Below are 21,604 nucleotides of genomic sequence, written 5' to 3'. Positions count from 1 at the left end.
GCGGGGGACGTCAGTTGCGGGGGTGGCGCAGCCGCGCCGAGACCCAGCGGGCCCTGCGGCGGAGGATGCGTGAGATGCCGAGCCGAGGATCATGCATGACGTGCAAAGCGTGCACCCGGCCATGGAGGCCGTCCCCCTCATGAATGCCCGGAACCGCCGTGGCGGTCGAGCGACGGTTGCGTGCTGCGTCACCGAAGTCGTGCGTCCAGCCCATACCCGGACGTCTGCCCGTGCCTCATGGTCCGTAACCGCCCATCCGTCAGCCAATTGGCCTATGCGTCAGGCACGTGGCTGTTCGTCGGACACACGTGCCCACGGGGTCAGCGATCCGGCTCGGAATCCTTGAGCCAGTTGATGAGTTCGGCCGAGAACCCGGCCGGATCCTCCTCATGCGGGAAGTGGCCGAGACCGTCGAAAAGTCGCCAACGGTAGGGCGCCTCTACGTACTCGCCGGAGCCGGCGGAGCTCCGGGTGCGGACCGCCGGATCGAGTGAACCGTGCAGATGCAGCGTCGGCACCCGAACGGGCCGTTTCATGCGCCGGTTGAACTGGATGCCGTCCGGGCGAGCCAGCGAGCGCACCATCCAGCGGTACGGCTCGATCGAGCAGTGCGCCGTCGAGGGGATGGACATGGCGCGCCGGTACACGCCCAGCGTGGCCGCGTCCGGGAAGTCCGCCTTGCTGGGCCCAGCCCAGTCACTGATGAGTCGCGCCACCAAGGCCGCGTCGTCGGCGACGAGCTGACGCTCCGGCACCCACGGCCGCTGGAAGCCCCAGATGTACGAGCCGGCCCGGGACTGCGCGAAGTCGGAGAGCATCGAGGACCGCCACCGCCGCGGGTGGGGCATCGAGGAGACGACCAGCCGGCGCACCAGCTTGGGGCGCATCACGGCGGCCGTCCAGGCCAGGTAGCCACCCATGTCGTGGCCGACCAGGGCGGCGTCCGGCTCGCCGAGCGACCGGACCACGCCGGTGATGTCCAGCGCCAGGTTGGCGGGATCGTAGCCCCGGGGTGTGCGGTCGCTGCCGCCGACGCCGCGCAGATCCATCGCCACGGCCCGGAAACCGGCCTCGGCGAGCGCGGGCAGCTGGTGGCGCCAGGTCCACCAGAACTGCGGGAAGCCGTGCAGGAGGAGGACCAGCGGCCCCTCACCCATCTCGGCGATGTGGAAGCGGGCACCGTTCGCCGCGACGTCCCGGTGGGTCCAGGGGCCGTCGAGGCGGACGGGGCCGCCGGCCGGGGCGAACGGCGCGGATGCGGAGTCCGCCGGGCCGGCCGGTACTTCGTGGCCCGCCCGGTCGTCCGGGGCCGGGGGGCCGGATGCGCTGGATTCGGGGACGGTCATGTGGACGAGCGTGCCACAGCCGACGCCTTGTCCTGGACCGGTGCGGCTTCGAGGGCCCGGTCCGCGCGGGTGCTGCCGCCCACCGGGAGGATCGCGTCGGCGGCGATCTCCGGACGGGGGTGCGGCTTGACGCCCTGAAGTACGGCGGCGGTCTGCTTGGCGGACGCGATGGACTTCTCCGGCGGCTTGACCTTCTTGATCTTCGCGTACCCGAAGAGCGCGAGCAGGATGCCCAGCAGGATGAACGCGCCGCCCACGATCAGGAACGACCAGGCGAGGCCGAGCCCCAGGTTGTGGATTCCGTACGCTGCAGCGAAGCTCAGCACCGGGATCGCGAACAGGATCAGCACGCCCGTGACGATGAACGCCACACTGCCGATGACGCCGCGCTTGACGTCCTGCCGCACCTCGGCCTTGGCCAGGGCGATTTCGTCGTGCACCAGCGCCGACAGTTCGGCCGTCGCCGACGCGACCAGCTGGCCGAGACTGCGGTCGGCGCTGCCCGCGTAATTGCCGGGGTCGCTCATCCCTGACTCCCTCTCCTGTTCAACACGTCCGATGTCAGATCATGCCGGACTGTCCGGCTTGTTGCTCGCTGCCCCCGCCAGTCGGGCAAGGCGGCGGTGCTCGGCCGCCTTCTCCTCGTGGATGGCGGCCATCCTCAGGTGGTACGCCGGGTCGTCCTGTTCGTAGACGTCCGGCACTCCGGAGCCGTCCTCGTCGAGTTCTTCGGCGTCGGACAGCGCCCTGTATCTGCGTACCCGGAGTTTGAGCAGTACACCGGAGAGTACGGCGGCAATCAGGGAGCCGAGCAGAACCGACGCCTTGATCTCGTTGATCATGTCGTCGTCACCGGCGAAGGCGAGCTCCCCGATCAGCAGCGAGACGGTGAAGCCGATGCCGGCGAGTGTGGCGATCGCGAAGACGTCCGCCCAGGCCAGGTCCTTGTTCAGTTCGGCCTTGGTGAGCCGGGTGGTCAGCCACGTACCGCCGAAGACACCGATCGTCTTGCCGACGATGAGTCCCAGGACGACCCCGAGCGTCTCGGGCCGGTCGAAGACACCGGCCAGCGCGCCGCCGGAGAGGGAGACGCCGGCGGAGAAGAGCGCGAAGACCGGCACCGCGACGCCCGCCGACAGGGGGTGCACCAGGTGCTCGATGCGTTCGCCGGGCGAGTGCTCCTCGCCCTCGCGCCGGGTGCAGCGCAGCATCAGCCCCATGGTGACACCGGCGATGGTGGCGTGGATGCCGCTGTTGTACATCAGTCCCCAGATGACCAGGGCGAGCGGTACGTAGATGTACCAGCCGCGCACACCGAGGCGAAGCAGCAGGTAGAAGAGGCCCAGGCCGAGGAAGGCGCCGATGAGCGCGAGGAAGTCGATGTCGTCGGTGAAGAAGACGGCGATGATCAGGATCGCGAAGAGGTCGTCCACGACGGCGAGCGTCAGCAGGAAGGCCCGGAGCGCGGCCGGCAGTGAGGTGCCGATGACGGCGAGAACGGCGAGCGCGAAGGCGATATCGGTGGCGGTGGGAACCGCCCAGCCGTCCGTGGAACCGTCACCGAGCACGTTCACCAGCGTGTAGACGATCGCCGGGACGGCCATGCCGCAGAGCGCGGCGGCCACGGGGAGCGCGGCGGCCTTGGGATCGCGCAGCTCGCCCGCCACGAGTTCTCGTTTGAGTTCGACGCCGGCGACGAAGAAGAAGACCGCCAGCAGCCCGTCGGCGGCCCAGTGCTCGACGGAGAGGTGAAGTCCGAGAGTTTCGGGCCCGATGTGGAAGTGGCTGACGGCCGAGTAGCTCGAACCCGCGGTGTTCGCCCAGACCAGCGCGGCCACGGCGGCGACCAGCAGGATGACACCACCGACCGTCTCCGTACGCAGGGCGTCGGCGACGTAGTTGCGCTCGGGAAGCGGCAGGCGCCCCAGGAAGGTGCGGCGTGGGCCGGTGGGCGCGGGGGTGGGACTGGCCACGGGGGAGACCTCCGGGTCGGTACGGCAGCGATGGCATGGCTGATGCACTTGCCGACCAGACTTCCCGGCACCCCTGTGGAGATTTTCCTATCGTGTTGTCGATCAACTGCCACTGTACCCGTGGGGCGTGGCGCCGGGGTGTGAGGGAGCGGTGATCTTGACCCTAAATGCCCGAAGGGCACCCGGCGCGTTGCCGGGTGCCCTTCGGGTTAGCGGTCTCAGTCCTCGGAGGAGGCGGTCGGCAGCTGGCTCTGGATCAGATCCATGACCGAGGAGTCGGTCAGGGTCGTGACATCGCCCAGGGCCCTGTTCTCCGCCACGTCGCGCAGCAGACGCCGCATGATCTTGCCGGAACGGGTCTTCGGCAGCTCGGCCACCGGCATGATGCGCTTCGGCTTGGCGATCGGGCCGAGTGTCGCGCCGACGTGGTTGCGCAGTTCCGCCACCAGCTCGTCGGAGGCGGTCGCCGTGCCCCGCAGGATGACGAAGGCGACGATGGCCTGGCCGGTCGTCTCGTCGGTGGCGCCGACCACGGCGGCCTCGGCGACCGAGGGGTGCGAGACGAGCGCCGACTCGACCTCGGTGGTCGAGATGTTGTGCCCGGACACCAGCATCACGTCGTCGACCCGGCCCAGCAGCCAGATGTCGCCGTCCTCGTCCTTCTTGGCGCCGTCGCCGGCGAAGTACTTGCCCTCGAAGCGCGACCAGTAGGTGTCGAGGAACCGCTGGTCGTCGCGCCAGATGGTGCGGAGCATCGACGGCCACGGCTCGGTGAGGACCAGGTAGCCGCCTCCGCCGTTCGGGACCTCGTTGGCCTCGTCGTCGACGACGGTCGCCGAGATGCCCGGCAGGGCGCGCTGGGCGCTTCCCGGCTTCGTCTCGGTGACGCCGGGCAGCGGCGAGATCATCATCGTGCCGGTCTCGGTCTGCCACCAGGTGTCCACGATCGGGCACGTGTCGGCACCGATGTGCTTGCGGTACCAGATCCAGGCCTCGGGGTTGATCGGCTCACCGACCGAACCGAGAACGCGCAGGGACGACAGGTCGAACTTGGCGGGGATGTCGTCCCCCCACTTCATGAACGTACGGATCGCGGTCGGCGCGGTGTAGAGGATCGTGACCCCGTACTTCTGGACGATCTCCCAGAAGCGCCCCTGGTGCGGGGTGTCCGGGGTGCCCTCGTACATCACCTGCGTGGCGCCGTTGGCCAGCGGCCCGTAGACGATGTACGAGTGGCCGGTCACCCAGCCGATGTCGGCGGTGCACCAGTAGACGTCGGTCTCCGGCTTGAGGTCGAAGACCGCGTGGTGCGTGTACGCCGCCTGGGTGAGGTAGCCGCCGGAGGTGTGCAGGATGCCCTTGGGCTTCCCGGTCGTGCCCGACGTGTAGAGGATGAAGAGCGGCTGCTCCGCCTCGAAGGCCTCGGGGGTGTGCTCGGCGGACTGCCGGCCGGTGATCTCGTGCCACCAGACGTCGCGGCCCTCGGTCCACGCGGTGTCCTGGCCCGTACGGCGGACCACGAGAACGTGCTCCACGCTGTCGATACGGGAGACGGCGTCGTCGACCGCGGGCTTGAGCGCGGACGGCTTCCCGCGGCGGTAACCGCCGTCGGCCGTGATGACGACCTTCGCGTCCGCGTCCTCGATGCGGGCGGCGATGGCGTCGGCGGAGAACCCGCCGAAGACCACCGAATGCGCGGCACCGATGCGGGCGCACGCCAGCATCGCCACGGCGGCCTCGGGGATCATCGGGAGGTAGACGGCGACCCGGTCGCCCTTGCCGACGCCGAGCTCGATGAGGGCGTTGGCGGCGCGGGAGACCTCGTCCTTCAGCTCCGCGTAGGTGATGGCTCGGCTGTCGCCGGGCTCGCCCTCGAAGTTGATGGCGACGCGGTCGCCGTTGCCCGCCTCGACGTGACGGTCCACGCAGTTGTAGGCGACGTTGAGCTTGCCGTCCGCAAACCACTTCGCGAAGGGCGGGTTGCTCCAGTCGAGGGTCTCGGTCGGCTCGGTGGCCCAAGTCAGGCGGCGGGCCTGCTCGGCCCAGAAGCCCAGCCGGTCCGCTTCGGCCTGCTCGTACGCCTCTGCGGTGACGTTGGCGTTGGCGGCCAGCTCGGCAGGCGGAGCGAACTTCCGCTCTTCCCGAAGCAGGTTGGCCAGACTCTCGTTGCTCACGACTTCTCCCAGTCCCAGGGTGTCCGTTGTGTCCCGGGGCATAGCTCATCAGTCCCGAGGCCGGGTGACAAGTGTCTGCCAGGAATTGGTTTAGACCTGTGTCTCGTGTATAGAGGCATGATCCCGCTTCCGCTCCGGGGTGGCGCGGTGGATCGCGGCGCCGGTGTGGCGGCTCGGCGTGTGCTGCCTCGCCGCCGGGGTGAGCGGTACGGGGGAAACGCGGAAGCGGTTTCACCAGGTCTCACGGACGCGAGGGCCTGGAGGTTCAGGCGCCCGTACGTGCCGGTTCGGCCGGATGGGCGGGCGCGATCGGGTCGAACACGTCAACCGGTCGGCTTTCGGCTCTCCCTTCCTCGGTCAGCAGATACGACTGGGCCTCCGCCACGTGGAAGTACATGCCGTGCAGCTGCAGGGTGCCTTCGGCGATGCGGCGCGCCACCGAGGGGTGAGCCCTCAGGTGGTCGAGCTGCTGGACCACATTGCTCAGGCACAGCCGCTCCACCACGTCGGCGGGTGGCCGGCCGGAGAGCCGGACCCGGGTGTCGTCGGCCGAGGTCGCCCGGCCCAGGCTGGGGAGCCCGTGCCGGAGCCAGCGCCACAGCGATGTGTCCGGGGCGTCCGGCGCACCTTCGAGCAGTGCGTTCATCGCGCCGCAGTCCGAGTGGCCGCAGACGGTGATGGACTCGACGCCGAGCACGTCCACCGCGTACTCGATCGCGGCCCCCACCGAGTGATCCCCCGCCTCGGCGTCCGGGGGCGGCACCAGGTTGCCGATGTTGCGCACGGTGAACAGGTCGCCCGGGCCGCTGGCCGTGATCATGCTCGTCACCAGGCGGGAGTCCGCGCAGGTGATGAAGAGCTGGGAGGGGCGCTGGCCCTCCCTGGCGAGCCGCGCCAGTTCGCTGCGGACCAGGGGCGCTGTGTCGCGCTGGAACGAGCTGATGCCTCGGACCAGCCGGTGATCGCCGCCCGCGCGCGGGGGCCGGTCGGCGCGCGCATGTTGTCGGAGGGAGGGGGCTTCTGGGGCGGGCACCTCGTGGGGTGCGAGGGCTGCTTGTGTGGTGGGCGCGGTTTGCGAGGGAGGTGGGGGCTGCGAGAGCAGCGGGCGCGACTGTGGCAGCGCGCCGCTGCCACTGTGCGGCCGGGCGAGGGCGGGAGCCTTGCCGTCTGTGTCCGGGCCCTTGGCCGCGGTGAGCACTGCGGAGGTGTCGGCGGTGTCGGTGGCGTCAGCGGTGTCGGCGGTGACCAGAGAGAACGGTCGGTTGGCGGGGGGCCGCACGGGAGGGGCGTGCTCGGGCTGGTCGTGGCAGTGATGGTTGCGCCACGGAGTCCACGGACGGCAGCAGGAGTGAGCTGCTGCGGCGGGCTCCGCGATCCTGCCGCCGAAGCGGCCGGCGAAGGCGACCTGGCCTCCGTGCGCCGTATGGGCGTTACTCCAGTCCTGAATCGCCTCGTACGCGGCGTGATCCATGAAGAAGCCGTCCAATTCCAGTACGACATCGGCGCTTTGGGGAAGCCGGCCCAGCACGCGGCTGAGGCGAGGTACGGCCAGAAACGTCAACTGACCCCGCGCGACGACGAGATGCTGCCCGTTTCTTTCGGACACCGAGATCCGGGTCCTGGCCAGCCGGTGCAGCGCGACGATCACCGCGACGGCGATCCCGATCGCTACGCCCTTGAGGACACCGACGAGCAGAACACCGGCGATCGTCGCGCCGTACACAAGGAATTCCCGATGTTTGTGGACGTTGCGGATGTGGGCGAGGCTCACCATCTTCAGGCCGACCATCATCACCAGCGCCCCCAGGGCCGCCAGCGGAATGCGCTCCAGGGCTGTGACGAGCAGGCCGGAGGCGAGGAGGATCCACACGCCGTGCAGCACGGTGGAGGCGCGGCCGGTCGCCCCGGCTCTCACATTCGCCGAACTGCGCACGGCCCCGCCGGAGACCGCGAGTCCGCCCAGTAGACCCGAGACCGCGTTGGCGATGCCTTGTGCGCGGAGTTCCCGGTCCAGGTCGGAGCGTTTGAGTGGCGGCGCCAACCGGCTGCGGCCGGCCGGCCCGGCCGGGGCCTCGGCTTCGGAGGCGGGCGTCGCCGGGGTGACGGGATGGTCGCCATCCTCTCCCAACTCCTGTGTCGGACCGGGAGTCGTGGTTTGTACCTTCCCGGCCCCGGCAGGGGAATCCGTAGGGCGAGAACGGTTCCGTTCGGCGGCCAGCTTGTCCACGGCGACAGCGGCGAGCAGCGACTCCAGGCTGGCCACCAGCATCATCGTGAACACGGCGGTGGCCAGGCCGAGCACGGGGCCCTCCGGCATTTCGGGCAGGGCGTGCGAGCGCCAGGAGGGCAGATCGACCCTGGCGATCGACGGTGCCGCCCACGCTGCCACGGCCGTGGCAAGGCCCACGGAAGCCAGGGCCGCCGGAGCGCGACGTAGAAGCCGGCCCCCTCGCCCGGGCAGCAACGGCCACAGGACGAGAATGGCTACGGTGAGCGCGCCGATCAGCGGAGCGGCGGGACTGACACGTGCCAGTTGGTCGGGAAGATGCAAAACGTTGGAGATGGCGGAGCTCTGTGGTGAGCCGCCCAGCACGATGTGCAGTTGAGCGAGCGCGATGGCCACGCCGATGCCGGCGAGCGTGCCGTGGACGACGGCGGGACTGACGGCGAGCGCGCTGCGCGCCGCCCGTAGGGAACCGAGCGCGAGCTGAAGCAGGCCCGCCCCGATGGTGATGGCGCAGGTGGTGCGCCAGCCGTAGATCTGGATCGTCTCGGCTGTCACGACGGTCAGTCCGGCGGACGGGCCGGAGACCTGGAGCGGAGTGCCGCCGAGGAGCCCGGCGACGATGCCGCCGACCGCGGCGGAGATGAGGCCCGCCTCCAGAGGTGCACCCATGGCGACGGCGAGACCGAGCGACATGGGGATGGCGAGCAGAAAGACAGTGATGGACGCCGATACGTCTGCGCCCGCGATACGGAATCGGCCGCGGCGAGACGGCGGGGGCGGGCTGTGTGGTCGTTTGACTCCCGAGGACCGGGAAGGGCGAGAACTGCGCGATGAGTGGTCGTGGCGAGTGGGTACGCAGGCAGACATTTGTCCCGTCTCCTCCTGGGCAGCGCGGTCGCGAAATTCGGTGACGCGGCCGTGGGTCACGGCGTGCAGCGGCGGGATACCTCAACTCTCGGTAAACAGATAGTAATGGAGAGTAAAGAACCGTGTCCAGGATTAAGGGCAAATGGGCCATTCAGTCACCCATTCCGGTGAATAAGCAGCTTTTCATTCGGCCTGTCGCGCCAGCTCTTCGACCGTGCGTGCGACCTTGGCGGCGCCGTGTCGGCACTCGGCGCAAGCTACCTGCGAGAAAGAGGTGGGCGGATGATGGCCGCCACGAAAAGGATCGCTCTGGGCGTCATGGCTGTTGCGATGGTCGTGGGGGCGGCCGGCTGCTCGGGAGCGGGCTCCGGCTCGGGGAACACCGGCCTCGGAGCTGTGAACGGCGCCGCGGGCGAGAAGAAGAAGGCAGCGAAATCGGCGCCCAAGTCGGTGTTCCGGGCCCTCGGTGACGGTTCCACCGCGTTCACGGGAATTCAGCCCAAGCAGCCGGTGGTGCAACGCCTGACAGCCGGCCAGAAGCCGCCACAGTTCGTGGTGTTCTCGTGGGACGGAGCAGGAGAGGACAGCCAGCGGCTCTTCTCGCACTTCCGCGAGGTGGGCAAGAAGTACAACGCCTCAATGACGTACTTCCTCAGCGGCGTGTACCTGCTGCCGGAGGGGAAGCGGACGCAGTACGACCCGCCCAAGCACAACGCCGGCAGCTCGGACATCGGCTTCAACGACACCAGGGGCATCCGGGACACCCTCATCCAGCTCCGCGGTGCCTGGCAGGACGGCAACGAGATCGGCACCCACTTCAACGGCCATTTCTGCGGCAAGGACGGCGGCGTCGGCACCTGGTCCGTCGACGAGTGGAAGAGCGAGATCAGCCAGGCGAAGTCCTTCGTCAAGAGCTGGAAGACGAATGACCCCGTTCTCAAGGGTGAGAAGCCGCTGCCCTTCGACTACGACAAGGAACTCGTCGGCGGCCGCACCCCGTGCCTGGAGGGCCAAAAGAACATGGTGGAGGCGGCACGCACCATGGGGTTCCGCTACGACTCCAGTGGCGTCAACGATCAGGTGTGGCCCCAGAAGAAGAACGGAGTCTGGGACCTCTCCATGCAGCTCGTCCCTGTCCCGGGCCGGGGCTTCGAGACGCTCTCAATGGATTACAACTTCATGTTCAACCAGTCCGGAACCACCCAGGGTGACCCGGACAAGCACGAGTACTGGGGAAACCAGATGCGTGACGGCCTGCTCCAGGCCTTCGACCGCGCTTACGAGGGCAACCGGGCGCCACTGATCATCGGCAACCACTTCGAGTCCTGGAACGGCGGCACCTACATGCGCGCCATCGAGGAGACGATCGCAACGGTCTGCACCAAGAAGGACGTCCGCTGCGTCTCGTTCAGGCAACTGGCGGACTGGCTCGACGTACAGGACCCGGCGACGCTGGCGAAGCTCCGGACCCTGAAGGTCGGCCAGGAGCCGAAGGCCGGCTGGCCGGCGCTCCTCAAGGCCGGTGTGGGCCGGGACCAGGCCGCCTCGAAGGCGCCTGCCGCAGCAGCGGGAAATCCGGCCGGCCGCTAGGGGACCGTTCCGTACCCCTGGGCGCCGGGCAGGGGACGCACCCGGCGCCGTCCGGTTCGTACACCGAGGCATCGGCGATGCCGTGGCCGGCCCCCCGAAGTCTCGGTCCCTCAGGCCGGCTGGCCGGCTTCGACGCGAATGAGGCGCTCGTCCAGCACGAAGGCCGGGTCGACCTGGGCGGCCAGGTCGGCCCCGGTCTTCTCGTTTCCCCAGCTCTCCGCGTTCCTCAGGTGGAAATGCACCATCTGACGCGTGTAACGGCCCCAGTCCCGCCGCTCGTACGAGTCCTCCGCTGCGTTCTGCAAGGCCTGCAGGGCCATCCTGTTGTCGGCTTCCAGCAGCTCGAAGCGCGCAGGGCGGCCCTTCTCCATGGCCCGCACCCAGTCGGAGTGGCCGACGGTGACCAGCAGGTCGTCGCCCACCTCGGCGCGCAGGAACTCCAGGTCGTCCTCGCCCTGCACCTTGTTCCCGACGACCTTCAGGTCCACGCCGAAGTCCCGCGCGTACTCCTTGTACTGGCGGTACACCGAGACACCCTTGCGCGTCGGCTCGGCGATGAGGAACGTCATGTCGAAGCGGGTGAAGATCCCTGACGCGAAGGAGTCCGAACCAGCGGTCATGTCGACCACCACGTATTCGTCCGGGCCGTCGACGAGGTGGTTGAGGCACAGCTCGACCGCGCCGACCTTGGAGTGGTAGCACGCCACGCCGAGGTCGGACTCCGTGAACGGCCCCGTCGCCATCAACCGGATGTCCCCGTCGTCGAGCCGCACCGTGCGGGCGCAGGCGTCGAAGATCGGGTTGTCCTCGCGTACGCGCAGCAGACGCGAGCCCTCGCCCGGCGGCGTTGTCTTGATCATCGTCTCTGCCGAGGCGATGCGCGGATTGCTGCCGCGCAGATACTCCTTGATCAGAGGCAGCTGCGCCCCCATGGCGGGCAGCGCCGCGGCTTTGTCCTCGTCGAGGCCGAGCGCGGCTCCGAGGTGCTGGTTGATGTCGGCGTCCACCGCGACGACGTGGGCTTCATTGGCGGCGAGGTGGCGGATGAAGAGCGAGGACAGCGTGGTCTTGCCGCTGCCGCCCTTCCCTACGAAAGCGATCTTCATGTTCACCTAGGGTAGTCGATCGATAGCAATGTGTTGTCCGGTCTCGTGAAGAAGACCACTTTCCGGCGGTAGACAGGTGTGAGGCGCGTAGCCTCGCTACTTATGAGTACGACTTCCTCGGACCCGCTCGTCGCTCTGAGCGCTCTGCCGGGTGTGACCGACGCGGTGGACTCCGTACGCAGGGCTGTCGACCGGGTGTACGGGCACCGCGTGATGCGGCGCCGCAGCAATGAAGTCACCGCGGAGGCCGCTCTGCGGGGCGCCCGCGGGTCGGCCGCGCTGTCCGGTGCCGACTGGAACCTCGAAGAGGTACGCCGGCGCACCGACTTCAGCGGTGACGACGAGGCCCGTGTCGTCGGGTCCGCCCTTCGTCTGACCGCGGAGGCGGGACAGCTTCTTTCCATCTGGCGACAGTCGCCGTTGCGCGTTCTCGCCCGGCTCCACCTGGTGGCCGCGGGTGGCGCCGCCCCTGAGGACGCTGTCGGGCGGCCCCGGCTCGCGGGCGAACCGGTGGACGGATCGCTGATCGAGGCGCCGCTGCCGGATGCGGACGAGGTCGCGGGCCGACTGGACGGACTCGCCCGGCTCATTCTTTCGGGGAGCGAGGCGCCCGCTCTGGTGACCGCCGCCGTCGTCCACGGCGAACTGCTGGCGCTCCGCCCCTTCGGGTCGCACAACGGGCTGGTGGCGCGGACCGCGGAGCGGATCGTGCTGATCGGAAGCGGGCTGGATCCCAAGTCCATCTGCCCGGCCGAAGTCGGACATGCCGAGCAGGGGCGGGCGGCCTATGCGGCGGCCTTCGACGGCTATCTGTCCGGCACGCCGGAGGGTATGGCCGTCTGGATCAAGCATTGTGGGCGCTCGGCGGAGCTCGGGGTCAGGGAATCCACGGCAGTGTGCGAGGCCCTTCAGCGAGGCGCCGCGTAGTAGCGCGCCGGCTTGCAGCCGCGGCGTTCCCGGGCGGGCGCGCTGTGCCGGTGAACATGGTTGCGGCGGTACCGGTCTCGGTACCGCCGCTGGCATGTCCGCCCAGTTACCAAGCGTCCTCGTTATGTGCCCATCAGGTCGGGGTCTTTGCCCGCTCCTGGTGTGGCTGGCCCGTAATCGACGGGTCGACGTCGCGTGGGTGCCGGGTTTTCATGCGCGGTCCGTGGGGCCTTGCTGCGTAATTCAGGTCATCCTCGCGGATGTCCTTGGTCTCGCGGGCCGTTGAGTCCTTTGTACTCCAGGGGCTGAGTGAGCGGTAGTGCTGGCCGCACTTCTTTACTTTTGGGTTCAATTACGGACGAGTTGGTGCAATCGCCGATGTCAGGCGGACGCCGCGCCGGCCCTCCGGCGGGCGGTGTACCAGACGACTCCGGCGGTGAGGGCGGCCGCGCTGACCGCTGCCGCGGCCATGAGTGCCGGCCGCGGCGGCAGGGAGAACGCCGAGAGGCGCTGTTTGAGCCGGACGGGCCGGTCGAAGACGAGAATCGGCCAGTCCCGGAGGGTCGCCTCCCGGCGCAACGCCCGGTCCGGGTTGACCGCGTGCGGATGGCCGACGGACTCCAGCATCGGCACGTCGGTCGCCGAGTCGCTGTACGCGTAGCACCGGGCCAGGTCGTAGCCCTCGGAGACCGCGAGCGCCTTGATGGCCTCGGCCTTCGTGGGCCCGTATGCGTAGTACTCCACCTCGCCCGTGTAGCAGCCGTCGTCGCCGACGACCATGCGGGTGGCGACGACGCGGTCCGCGCCGAGGAGCTCGCCGATCGGTTCGACCACCTCGGCGCCCGAGGTGGAGACGATCACGACGTCGCGTCCGGCGGTGTGATGTTCCTCGATGAGCGTCGCCGCTTCGTCGTAGATGATCGGGTCGATCAGGTCGTGCAGGGTCTCGGCCACCAGTTCCTTGACCTGTTGCACGTTCCAGCCCTTGCAGAGCGCCGAGAGATATTCGCGCATCCGCTCCATCTGGTCGTGATCCGCGCCCCCGGCGAGGAACACGAACTGTGTGTAGGCGGTGCGCAGCACGGCGCGGCGGTTGATCAGCCCGCCGTGGTAGAAGGACTTGCTGAAGGCCAGTGTCGAAGACTTCGCAATGACCGTCTTGTCCAGGTCAAAGAAGGCGGCTGTACGCGGCAAGAAGCGGTTTTCCACATGGCAGAGCATAGGGGCCCGCCATTCGGCGTAAACCCCGGCGCGTGGGTTTGCCTGAGAAGGGCCTCGGGTACACCATGGAAGTCACGGATCGTTCGCGACCGTGCTAACCGCGGTCCGGCTCCTCCCCCCCCGAGTCGGCCGTGGGGACGACCCCCGCTCTCCCCCCCGGCGGGGGTCGTCGCATGTCCGGACGCGGTTTTACGCGCGGAATCGACCATTTCTCCTCCTCTTGCCCCATGGTGGCCGCTCTCCGCGGCCGGCTCACTTCAGCGTGCAACGTGACGCTCGGTAGCGAAAGGGTCGCTCCGGGAAGTCACCGGTATGAGCGACGAAGTTATTCACAACCGCCGAGCTGTCCACAGTTTTTGAGCAAGATCCACATCATTTCCGGAAGCACCGCACCGTGATTCCACCCGTGAAGTCCACGGGGGCCGGAATCGCCGGTCTCGGACGGGCTCCGAGACCGCTGTGAACGGCGGCGAAGGTGAGTGGTGAAGGGGTGGAGAGTGTGGCTGAATCCAGCGCACAGGATCGTTTGGCGACTGCCGGCGCAGGACGGGGCCGTCCACTGATCGTGACCGAAGATGTGGACCTGCTCGACGATCTGCTGAGGTTGTGCGCGGCTGCCGGTGCGGAACCGGAGGTGCGCCACACGCTGCCCGACGGCCGCGGAGGCTGGGAGCAGGCACCCGTGGTCCTCGTGGGCGACGACGCGGTGGCGCGGTGCCGCGGAGCGGCGCGCAGGCGCGGCGTCATGGTCGTGGGCCGGGGCCGGGAGGCGCCCGATGTCTGGCGCCGAGCCCTCGAGATCGGCGCCGAGTACGTGCTTCGACTGCCCGATTCCGAGAACTGGCTCGTCGACCAGATCGCCAACGCTGCGGAGGGCGTCGGCCGCCCCGCGCTCACGGTGGGAGTGATCGGGGGCCGGGGCGGTGCGGGTGCGTCGACACTGGCGTGCGCCTTGGCGGTGACCGCGGCGAGGGCCGGGCAGCGGACCATGCTCATCGACGGCGATCCGCTGGGTGGCGGAATCGACGTGCTGCTCGGCGGAGAGCGGGCCGAGGGGATGCGGTGGCCTGATTTCGCCCATTCCAAGGGGCGGGTCGGCGGAGGGGCGCTGGAGGAAGCGCTGCCCGCGTTGCACGGGCTGCGGGTCCTCAGCTGGGGCCGCGACGACTGGGTGGTCATTCCACCGCCCGCCATGCGCGCGGTACTGGCCGCCGCCCGCAGGCTCGGTGGAGTGGTGGTGGTCGATCTGCCACGTCGGGTCGACGAAGCGGTGGCCGAAGCCCTTGCCCAGCTAGACCTGGGGCTGGTGGTCGTTCCCGGCGAACTGCGCGCGGTCGCGGCGGCGAAGCGGGTGGTGTCGATGGCCGGCATGGTGCTCGACGACCTGCGGGTCGTGTCACGGGGGCCGTACGCGTCGGGGCTCGACGAGCAGTGGGTGGCCCGAGCCGTGGGCCTGCCGCTGGCCGGTGAAGTGCCGCTGGAAAGAGGTCTGGCAGCCGAACAGAACGTGGGCGAACCGCCCGGGGGCAACACACGTGGGCCGCTTGCCAGGTTCTGCGCCGCCTTCTGGGAACAGGCGCTCATGGCGGAGAGCGCCAACACCCCGGTAGCTGGAGGCACCTCATGACTGAGGCGCTGCTCGACGCCGTCAGGCAACGGCTCGCGCACAGCGGCACTGCTCCGACCCCGGCCGGGGTGGCCGCCGCGCTGCGTGCGCAGGGGCGTCTGCTCGGCACGGCGGAAGTGCTGGGCCGTGCGGACGAGTTGAGAGGAGAACTGATCGGGGCCGGGGTACTGGAACCGCTTCTGGCCGACCCAGGTGTCACGGACGTCCTGGTGTCCGCACCCGACCGGGTCTGGGTGGACCGGGGCCGAGGGCTCGAACTCACCGAGGTGGCCTTCGCGGACGCGGCTGCGGTTCGCAGACTGGCGCAACGGCTCGCGGCCGTGGCAGGGCGCCGACTCGACGACGCAAGGCCTTGGGTGGACGCCAGGCTTCCTGACGGCACCCGTATGCACGCCGTGCTGCCCCCGGTATCGGTCGGATCGACGTGCCTGTCGCTTCGGGTTGTCAGGCCCAGGGCCTTTTCCCTGTCGGAGCTGGTCGAAGCGGGAACCGTACCGCCCGGCGGTGACCGAGTGCTGGCAGCTCTGGTGGAGGCGCGGGTCTCGTATCTGATCAGCGGTGGGACGGGGGCGGGCAAGACGACGCTCCTCGCGAGCCTGTTGGGAGCGGTGGGCGATCGGGAGCGGATCGTACTCGCCGAGGACTCGTCGGAGTTGCGCCCCGACCACCCGCACGTCGTAAGGCTGGAGTCACGCCCCGCGAACCAGGAGGGTGCCGGGCTGGTGACCCTCCGGGACCTGGTGCGCCAAGCCCTGCGGATGCGCCCCGACCGGCTGGTGGTCGGTGAGGTGCGAGGCAGCGAGGTGACCGAGCTTCTGGCAGCCCTAAATACTGGTCATGAGGGAGGCTCCGGAACTGTCCATGCCAATGCTGCGGGCCACGTCCCGGCGCGGTTGGAGGCGCTTGGAACTGCGGCAGGGCTGGACCGATTGGCGCTCCACAGCCAGCTGGCGGCGGCCTTGTCGGTTGTGGTCCACCTCGTACGGGACCGAACCGGACGCAGACGGATCGCGGACATCCATGTGCTGGAGCGGGACGCCGCGGGGCTGGTGAGGACGGTTCCGGCGCTGCGCTGGGGCGCCATGGGCTTCGAGCGGGAACGGGGCTGGGAGCGGCTGCACGAGCTCATCGGGAGCGCCTTGTGACCGGGGGGCCGGCGTCTGCCGGGACCCCGGAGGCTGTGCGTGCCGCAGCGCTGTGTGCGGCGATGGCGGCATGGCTGGTCCTGATGGGGCGGGGGCGGCGGACGCTGCTCTCCGGCGGTAGTGAGCAGTCGGGGGCCCGGGAGAGGTGGGGGAGGTCGCGCAACCGGATCGAGAAGGGGCTGCGGGGGCGATGGGAGTGGCTCTGTCTCCCGGTGGCTTCGGCCCTGGTGGTGCTCGGGCAGTCCGCACTGCCGTTGCTTGCGGGAGCCGTCGCGGTTCCTGTGGTGCGGCGGTGGCTGCGGAAGAGGCAGTCGCGCAGGGACCGGGAAGCACGGGCGGACGGGGTGGTGGTCCTGTGCGGTGCGCTGGTCGGTGAGCTGAGGGCCGGCCACGAGCCGGGGCAGGCGCTGCTCGTCGCGGTGCGGAGCACGGAAGTGCTGGGCGAAGCAGGGGCCCGGGTGTCGGCCGCGGCGCGGTTCGGCGGCGATGTGCCGAGGGCGCTGGTGCAGGCGGCGGGTGAGCCGGGGCTGGACGGGCTGGCCGGAGTGGCCGCCTGCTGGCGGGTGGCGGTGGGCAGTGGGGCCGGTCTCGCAACGGGTCTGGCCCGGTTGGAAGGCGCGCTGCGAGCCGAACGCCGTCAGCGCGAGGAGCTGCGGGCACAGCTGGCGGGAGCGTGGTCGACGGTTGCGGTGCTCGCCCTGATGCCCGCGCTCGGGATGGGGCTCGGCGCCGCGCTCGGAGCGGATCCGCTGAGGGTGCTGCTCCACAGCACGGCCGGGCTGGTCTGTCTGGCGACGGGCGGGCTGCTGGAGGTGTGCGGCCTCCTGTGGGCCGCCCGGATCGTCCGGGTGGGAGAAGCTGGATGAACGCATCAGCAGGCGGGGCCGTTCAGACGGCGGAGGCTGTCGGGGTGGCACTGGCGCTCTACGCCCGAGTGGTTCTGCCCTTGGCCCGGCGCCGAGTGGGCCGGCGGGTACGGCGCCGAGGTGATCGGCTCCTGGCGGTGTCGCCGGCTGTGCCTGCTGTGCGGTCGGGCACGCCCCGGTGGCCCGGCCCCCGAGCGGGCCGGACGGTCTTCGCCGGCCCGGTCAAACAGTGGGCGGCGTTGGCGGCAGTCGTGTTGACCGGTTGGTTCCTCGTGGGCGGATCCGTGGGGTGGGTGGTCGGTCTGGTCTCGGCGTACGGCGGCCGGCGGTGGTGGCGGACACGGCTCGGGGAAGACGCGGAGCTCGCCTCGGAGGCGAAGGCGCGGACTGCGGAGGCCGCACGGCAGCTGCCCATGGCGGCTGATCTGCTGGCGGCCTGCATTTCCGCCGGTGCAGGTCCGGTGGAGGCGGCCGAGGCGGTGGGCGAGTCGCTGGGCGGACCGGTGGGCGAGCAGCTCGCCCGCACGGCGGCGGAAATCCGGCTCGGTGGCGACCCCGCTGTGGCCTGGGGGCGGTTCGGCGCGATACCGGGGGCCGATGCCCTGGCGCGCTGCCTGGACCGGGCCGGCTCGACCGGTGCTCCGGCGGCGGAACCGGTCACCAGGATGGCCGAGGCGTTGCGGGCCGAGCGGGCGAGGGCGGCCGTGGCGCGGGCTCAGAGGTCCGCCGTGATGATCACCGCGCCGGTCGGGCTCTGCTTCCTCCCCGCATTCCTGGCGGTAGGGGTGGCGCCCGTGGTGATCGGGCTGGCCGGCGGCCTGCTTCAAGCGGCGTGACCCGAGATCGAAGGCGCAAGAGCAGTTTCAGTTGTTTCTGTACGTAACTGGCATATCGGGGGTCTGAGAATGATGCGCAAGATCAAGAACTGGATGGGGTCCGTGGTTCGCCGTGCCCGTTCGGGGGCGGACGGCGGCATGACGACGTCGGAGTACGCGGTGGGCACGATCGCGGCATGCGCCTTTGCCGCGGTGCTCTACAAGGTGGTGACGAGTGCGGCGGTGATGTCCCAGCTGCAGTCGCTGCTGAAGGGCGCGCTCGATGCGAAGTTCTGAGGACGGCGCGGAGGGAACCGGCCTCGGGGCTGTGCCCCGGTTTGGGCGGGGTGTGCGCGAGGGCCCGGTCGCGGGCGTCGGGTGCGGGGGTGACCGAGGCGCGGTGACTGCGGAGGCCGCCATGGTGCTCCCGGTGCTGGCGGTGTTCGCCCTGGCTCTGCTCTGGGCGTTGATGGCCGCGTCGGCCCAGATCCGGTGCGTGGACGCGGCGCGCGCCGGAGCTCGGGCGGCGGCGCGTTCGGAACCGGCGGAGCAGGTGCGGGAGGCCGTGCTCTCCGCGGCGCCCGATGGGGCTTCGGTCGCCGTGGAACGCGCCGGAGCGCTGTGGCGGGTGAAGGTGGCCGCCCCGACGCCCGGGCCGGGGCACCTAGCCGTGACGCTGAGGGCGGAGGCTGCCGCGGCGGCGGAGGACGCTCCGGTGCCGGCCGCTGCGACGGCTCCGGGCGCGCCGGGCGCCACGGCCCCGGACGCGCCGGGCGCCACGGTGAGAGAGGAGGAACGGTGAGGGGCCGCGGTTGGCGGGACGGGCGGCCGTGGCGGCGTCGGGCGCCGGTGGGGGATCAGGGGCTGGCAACCGTATGGGCGGCACTGACCACAACAACGCTGTGCACCGTGTTCGCGGTGGTCCTGGCGCTCGGGCAGGTGGTGGCCGCTCGGCACCGTGCCGGGGGTGCGGCCGACCTGGCGGCGCTGGCTGCGGCGGACCGGGCCCTGGAGGGCGCGGCGGCGGCCTGCGAGTCGGCGGAGAAGGTGGCCGGGGCGCAGGGGGCGGAGGTGGTGCGCTGCGCGGTGCAGGGGGAGGTCGCCGACGTGACGGCCAGGGTGCGGTTCGGGCCGTACGCGCCGGAGGTCAGGTCCCGGGCGGGCCCTGCGGCGGACGCTCCTCCGCCCCGGATGGGCCGGTGGAGTCCGGCTCGCCCGGAGCTCCCGGAGCGCACCGGAGGAGTTCCGTGAGGAGGCGGACGGCGCCTCGTTTGTGCAGGGGGTCGTTGCCGTTGCCGCACTTGGGGGACTGGATGCAGGACGGGCATCCAGCGTCGCACTCGCAGGACGCGATGGCCAGGCGCGTGGCCGACAGCCACTCGCGGGCGGTGTGGAACGCGCGTTCGGCGAACCCGGCGCCGCCCGGATGGCCGTCGTACACGAAGACGGTGGGCAGCAGGGTGTCGGGGTGCAGGGGGACGGAGACCCCGCCGATGTCCCAGCGGTCGCAGGTGGCGAAGAGCGGCAGCATTCCGATCGAGGCGTGCTCGGCGGCGTGGAGCGCGCCGCCGAGAATCTCCGGGTTGATGCGTGCGGCGTCGAGCTGGTCCTCGGTCACCGTCCACCACACGGCTCGGGTGCGCAGGGTGCGGGGCGGCAGGTCCAGTTTGCTCTCGCCGAGCACCTCCCCGGTGATCAGCCTGCGGCGCAGGAAGGAGACGACCTGGTTGGTGACCTCGACGGACCCGTAGCAGAGGCGCCCGTCCCCCCATGGGATCTCCGTGTCGGTGTCCAGGACGGCGATGGAGGTGGTGTCGCGGGCGGTGGTCGAGTACGGCGGGTCGGCCTGCTCGACCAGGGCCACGGAGTCGTCCAGGTCCAGTTTCCGGACCAGGTAGGAGCGGCCCTGGTGGAGGTGGACGGCGCCCTCGTGCACGGCGCTGTGGGCGGCGGACTCGTCCACGGTGCCCAGCAGCCGACCGGTGCCCTCCTCGACGATCTGGACGGGTCGGCCGCCCTCGCCCCGGATGTCGGTGAGGTCGGCGGCCCGCTCGCGCCGCGTCCAGTGCCAGCCGGACGGTCGTTTGCGGAGCAGTCTGGCGGTCTCCAGCTGGGGGAGCAGCCCGGGCGTGGCCGGGCCGAAGAGCTGGAGATCGGATTCGGTGAGCGGCAGCTCTGCGGCGGCGGCGCAGAGATGGGGGGCGAGGACGTACGGGTTGTCCGGGTCCAGGACGGTCGACTCCACGGGCTGCTGGAACAGGGCCTCGGGGTGGTGGACCAGAAAGGTGTCCAGCGGGTCGTCGCGGGCCACCAGGATGGCGAGGGCTCCCTGGCCCGCCCGGCCGGCCCGGCCCGCCTGCTGCCAGAGGGAGGCTCTGGTGCCCGGGTATCCGGATATGACGACGGCGTCCAGGCCGGACACGTCGATGCCCAGTTCGAGGGCGGTGGTGGCGGCGAGGCCGAGGAGCCGGCCGGAGTGCAGTGCGCGTTCGAGGGCGCGGCGTTCCTCGGGGAGGTACCCCCCGCGGTAGGCGGCGACCCGGGGCGGCAGGGTGCGGTCGACCTCGGCGAGGCGCTCCTTGGCGATGACGGAGATCAGTTCGGCGCCACGCCGGGAGCGTACGAAGGCGACCGAGCGGACGCCCTGGACGGTGAGGTCGGTGAGGAGGTCGGCGGTCTCGGCCGTGGCGGTACGGCGTACCGGCGCACCCTTCTCGCCGTGCAACTCGGTCAGCGGGGGCTCCCACAGGGCGAAGACCAGTTCGCCGCGCGGGGAGGCGTCGTCGGCCACCTCGGTGACGGGGAGGCCGGTGAGGCGGCCCGCCGCGAGGGCGGGCTCGGCGGAGGTGGCGGATGCGAGGAGGAATACGGGGTCGGAGCCGTAGCGGGCGCACAGGCGGCGCAGTCGGCGGACCACCTGGGCGACGTGGGATCCGAAGACACCCCGGTAGGTGTGGCACTCGTCGATGACGACGTAGCGCAGGGAGCGCAGGAAGGAGGACCAGCGGGCGTGTGACGGGAGGATCCCGCGGTGCAGCATGTCGGGATTGGTGAGGACGTAGTTGGCGTACTGGCGTACCCACTCGCGCTCCTCGACGGGGGTGTCACCGTCGAATACCGCAGGCCGGATGCCGTTGCCCAGCGGAGCCGCGAGCGTTTTGACGGAACGACGCTGGTCGGCTGCCAGGGCTTTGGTGGGGGCGAGGTACAGGGCGGTGGCGCCGCGTCCGTTGGGGGCTTCGGAGCCGTCCAGGAGGGCGCTGAGCACCGGGGCGAGGTAGGCCAGCGACTTACCGGACGCCGTTCCGGTGGCGATCACGACGGAGGTGCCGTCCAGGGCGTGCTCCGCGGCGGCTGCCTGATGGGCCCAGGGATGGTCGATGCCGGCCTTTTGGATGGCGGCGATCACTTCCGGACGGATGCGATCGGGCCAGACGGCATGGGTTCCCGCGCGCGGGGGCAAGTGCTCCGTATGAGTGATGCGCGCGGACCGTCCCGCCCCTGCGGCGAGCCGGTCGAGGACCATGTCCGGAGAGGGGCGGGAGCCCCCACTCTCCGGGGGTCGACTGGGGCATTGATTCTTGGCCATCGGCATCGAGTGTGTCACTGGCAGGACGGACAATGGTCCCAAGGCGTCGTGCATGGCTGCCAGTAAGTGATTGAATGCCATCGCGGCTGGCGATCCGTCCCCCGGCTCCGTCGGGGAGACCGAGGGGCGAC

General features: G+C 70.4%; 18 protein-coding genes. 9 read left to right on the top strand and 9 right to left on the bottom strand.

The genetic code is table 11. From position 1 onward, the window contains the following. Positions 1–10 precede the first annotated feature (10 nt). The 6 genes from OG242_RS14345 to OG242_RS14320 form a co-directional block, all read right to left on the bottom strand. On the bottom strand, positions 11–214 hold the full coding sequence (locus OG242_RS14345) for a hypothetical protein (RefSeq protein WP_405898546.1): 204 nt from the start codon (positions 212–214) through the stop codon (positions 11–13). Positions 215–320: 106 nt separating this feature from the next. Then, positions 321–1,346 carry an alpha/beta fold hydrolase gene (locus tag OG242_RS14340; RefSeq protein WP_405898545.1) on the bottom strand — a complete coding sequence of 342 codons (1,026 nt, stop codon included), beginning with the start codon at positions 1,344–1,346 and terminating at the stop codon, positions 321–323. Further along, entirely contained in the window at positions 1,343–1,873 is a 531-nt protein-coding gene (locus OG242_RS14335; protein WP_405898544.1) for a phage holin family protein, read from the bottom strand. Before OG242_RS14335 ends, OG242_RS14340 begins: the two co-directional genes overlap by 4 nt. Before the next feature lie 39 nt (positions 1,874–1,912). Continuing rightward, positions 1,913–3,319, bottom strand: coding sequence for a Na+/H+ antiporter NhaA (gene nhaA / locus OG242_RS14330; protein ID WP_405898543.1), 1,407 nt, complete (start codon positions 3,317–3,319; stop codon positions 1,913–1,915). A gap of 218 nt (positions 3,320–3,537) precedes the next feature. Continuing rightward, a complete protein-coding gene (gene acs / locus OG242_RS14325; RefSeq protein ID WP_405898542.1) occupies positions 3,538–5,535 on the bottom strand; it encodes an acetate--CoA ligase in 1,998 nt (665 codons plus the stop codon). 223 nt (positions 5,536–5,758) lie between these two features. Beyond that, positions 5,759–8,587 (bottom strand): bifunctional SulP family inorganic anion transporter/carbonic anhydrase, encoded by a 2,829-nt coding sequence (locus tag OG242_RS14320; RefSeq protein ID WP_405901607.1) that lies wholly within the window; start codon positions 8,585–8,587, stop codon positions 5,759–5,761. A 282-nt stretch (positions 8,588–8,869) separates the two neighbouring features. Between OG242_RS14320 and OG242_RS14315 the strand changes: the two genes are divergently transcribed. Further along, entirely contained in the window at positions 8,870–10,177 is a 1,308-nt protein-coding gene (locus tag OG242_RS14315) for a hypothetical protein (protein WP_405898541.1), read from the top strand. A gap of 110 nt (positions 10,178–10,287) precedes the next feature. On the opposite strand, the gene OG242_RS14310 is transcribed toward OG242_RS14315, so the two are convergent. Next, positions 10,288–11,283 carry an ATP-binding protein gene (locus OG242_RS14310; protein ID WP_405898540.1) on the bottom strand — a complete coding sequence of 332 codons (996 nt, stop codon included), beginning with the start codon at positions 11,281–11,283 and terminating at the stop codon, positions 10,288–10,290. Between the two features lie 102 nt (positions 11,284–11,385). Between OG242_RS14310 and OG242_RS14305 the strand changes: the two genes are divergently transcribed. Continuing rightward, complete coding sequence (locus tag OG242_RS14305) at positions 11,386–12,210, top strand: oxidoreductase (RefSeq protein ID WP_405898539.1); 825 nt, start codon at positions 11,386–11,388, stop codon at positions 12,208–12,210. 381 nt (positions 12,211–12,591) lie between these two features. Here OG242_RS14305 and OG242_RS14300 read toward each other — a convergent pair whose 3' ends face one another. Continuing rightward, the gene (locus OG242_RS14300; RefSeq protein ID WP_405898538.1) at positions 12,592–13,431 is read right to left on the bottom strand and encodes an HAD family hydrolase; all 840 of its coding nucleotides are present in this window, start codon (positions 13,429–13,431) and stop codon (positions 12,592–12,594) included. A 565-nt stretch (positions 13,432–13,996) separates the two neighbouring features. Between OG242_RS14300 and ssd the strand changes: the two genes are divergently transcribed. The 7 genes from ssd (at position 13,997) to OG242_RS14265 (ending at position 19,135) form a co-directional block, all read left to right on the top strand. Next, entirely contained in the window at positions 13,997–15,058 is a 1,062-nt protein-coding gene (ssd, locus tag OG242_RS14295; protein ID WP_405898537.1) for a septum site-determining protein Ssd, read from the top strand. After that, complete coding sequence (locus tag OG242_RS14290; RefSeq protein ID WP_405898536.1) at positions 15,055–16,203, top strand: TadA family conjugal transfer-associated ATPase; 1,149 nt, start codon at positions 15,055–15,057, stop codon at positions 16,201–16,203. Before ssd ends, OG242_RS14290 begins: the two co-directional genes overlap by 4 nt. A 62-nt stretch (positions 16,204–16,265) precedes the next feature. Next, on the top strand, positions 16,266–17,069 hold the full coding sequence (locus OG242_RS14285) for a type II secretion system F family protein (protein ID WP_405901606.1): 804 nt from the start codon (positions 16,266–16,268) through the stop codon (positions 17,067–17,069). Then, complete coding sequence (locus OG242_RS14280) at positions 17,066–17,905, top strand: type II secretion system F family protein (protein ID WP_405898535.1); 840 nt, start codon at positions 17,066–17,068, stop codon at positions 17,903–17,905. The genes OG242_RS14285 and OG242_RS14280 overlap by 4 nt, the downstream gene beginning before the upstream one ends. A 69-nt stretch (positions 17,906–17,974) precedes the next feature. Then, positions 17,975–18,181, top strand: coding sequence for a DUF4244 domain-containing protein (locus OG242_RS14275; RefSeq protein ID WP_405898534.1), 207 nt, complete (start codon positions 17,975–17,977; stop codon positions 18,179–18,181). Positions 18,182–18,284: 103 nt separating this feature from the next. After that, on the top strand, positions 18,285–18,686 hold the full coding sequence (locus OG242_RS14270) for a TadE family type IV pilus minor pilin (RefSeq protein WP_405898533.1): 402 nt from the start codon (positions 18,285–18,287) through the stop codon (positions 18,684–18,686). Beyond that, positions 18,683–19,135: an Rv3654c family TadE-like protein gene (locus tag OG242_RS14265; protein ID WP_405898532.1), complete on the top strand. Its 453-nt coding sequence runs from the start codon at positions 18,683–18,685 to the stop codon at positions 19,133–19,135. Before OG242_RS14270 ends, OG242_RS14265 begins: the two co-directional genes overlap by 4 nt. Here OG242_RS14265 and OG242_RS14260 read toward each other — a convergent pair. Further along, the gene (locus OG242_RS14260) at positions 19,032–21,554 is read right to left on the bottom strand and encodes a DEAD/DEAH box helicase (RefSeq protein WP_405898531.1); all 2,523 of its coding nucleotides are present in this window, start codon (positions 21,552–21,554) and stop codon (positions 19,032–19,034) included. The two genes, OG242_RS14265 and OG242_RS14260, sit on opposite strands and share 104 nt — an antisense overlap. Between the last annotated feature and the right edge of the window lie 50 nt (positions 21,555–21,604).

The sequence above is a fragment of the Streptomyces sp. NBC_00727 genome, assembly GCF_045161745.1.
In the GTDB taxonomy this organism is placed as follows: Bacteria; Actinomycetota; Actinomycetes; order Streptomycetales; family Streptomycetaceae; genus Streptomyces.
The sequence above is the reverse complement of the archived record's forward strand: the minus strand, read 5'-3'. Positions and strand labels throughout refer to the sequence as shown.

Coding starts and splice junctions, on each gene's coding strand:
- OG242_RS14345 (WP_405898546.1), bottom strand. CDS start 214: ATGGGCTGGACGCACGACTTCGGTGACGCAGCACGCAACCGTCGCTCG.
- OG242_RS14340 (WP_405898545.1), bottom strand. CDS start 1,346: ATGACCGTCCCCGAATCCAGCGCATCCGGCCCCCCGGCCCCGGACGAC.
- OG242_RS14335 (WP_405898544.1), bottom strand. CDS start 1,873: ATGAGCGACCCCGGCAATTACGCGGGCAGCGCCGACCGCAGTCTCGGC.
- acs (WP_405898542.1), bottom strand. CDS start 5,535: ATGCCCCGGGACACAACGGACACCCTGGGACTGGGAGAAGTCGTGAGC.
- OG242_RS14320 (WP_405901607.1), bottom strand. CDS start 8,587: ATGTCTGCCTGCGTACCCACTCGCCACGACCACTCATCGCGCAGTTCT.
- OG242_RS14315 (WP_405898541.1), top strand. CDS start 8,870: ATGATGGCCGCCACGAAAAGGATCGCTCTGGGCGTCATGGCTGTTGCG.
- OG242_RS14310 (WP_405898540.1), bottom strand. CDS start 11,283: ATGAAGATCGCTTTCGTAGGGAAGGGCGGCAGCGGCAAGACCACGCTG.
- OG242_RS14305 (WP_405898539.1), top strand. CDS start 11,386: ATGAGTACGACTTCCTCGGACCCGCTCGTCGCTCTGAGCGCTCTGCCG.
- OG242_RS14300 (WP_405898538.1), bottom strand. CDS start 13,431: ATGCTCTGCCATGTGGAAAACCGCTTCTTGCCGCGTACAGCCGCCTTC.
- OG242_RS14290 (WP_405898536.1), top strand. CDS start 15,055: ATGACTGAGGCGCTGCTCGACGCCGTCAGGCAACGGCTCGCGCACAGC.
- OG242_RS14285 (WP_405901606.1), top strand. CDS start 16,266: ATGGCGGCATGGCTGGTCCTGATGGGGCGGGGGCGGCGGACGCTGCTC.
- OG242_RS14280 (WP_405898535.1), top strand. CDS start 17,066: ATGAACGCATCAGCAGGCGGGGCCGTTCAGACGGCGGAGGCTGTCGGG.
- OG242_RS14275 (WP_405898534.1), top strand. CDS start 17,975: ATGATGCGCAAGATCAAGAACTGGATGGGGTCCGTGGTTCGCCGTGCC.
- OG242_RS14260 (WP_405898531.1), bottom strand. CDS start 21,554: ATGGCATTCAATCACTTACTGGCAGCCATGCACGACGCCTTGGGACCA.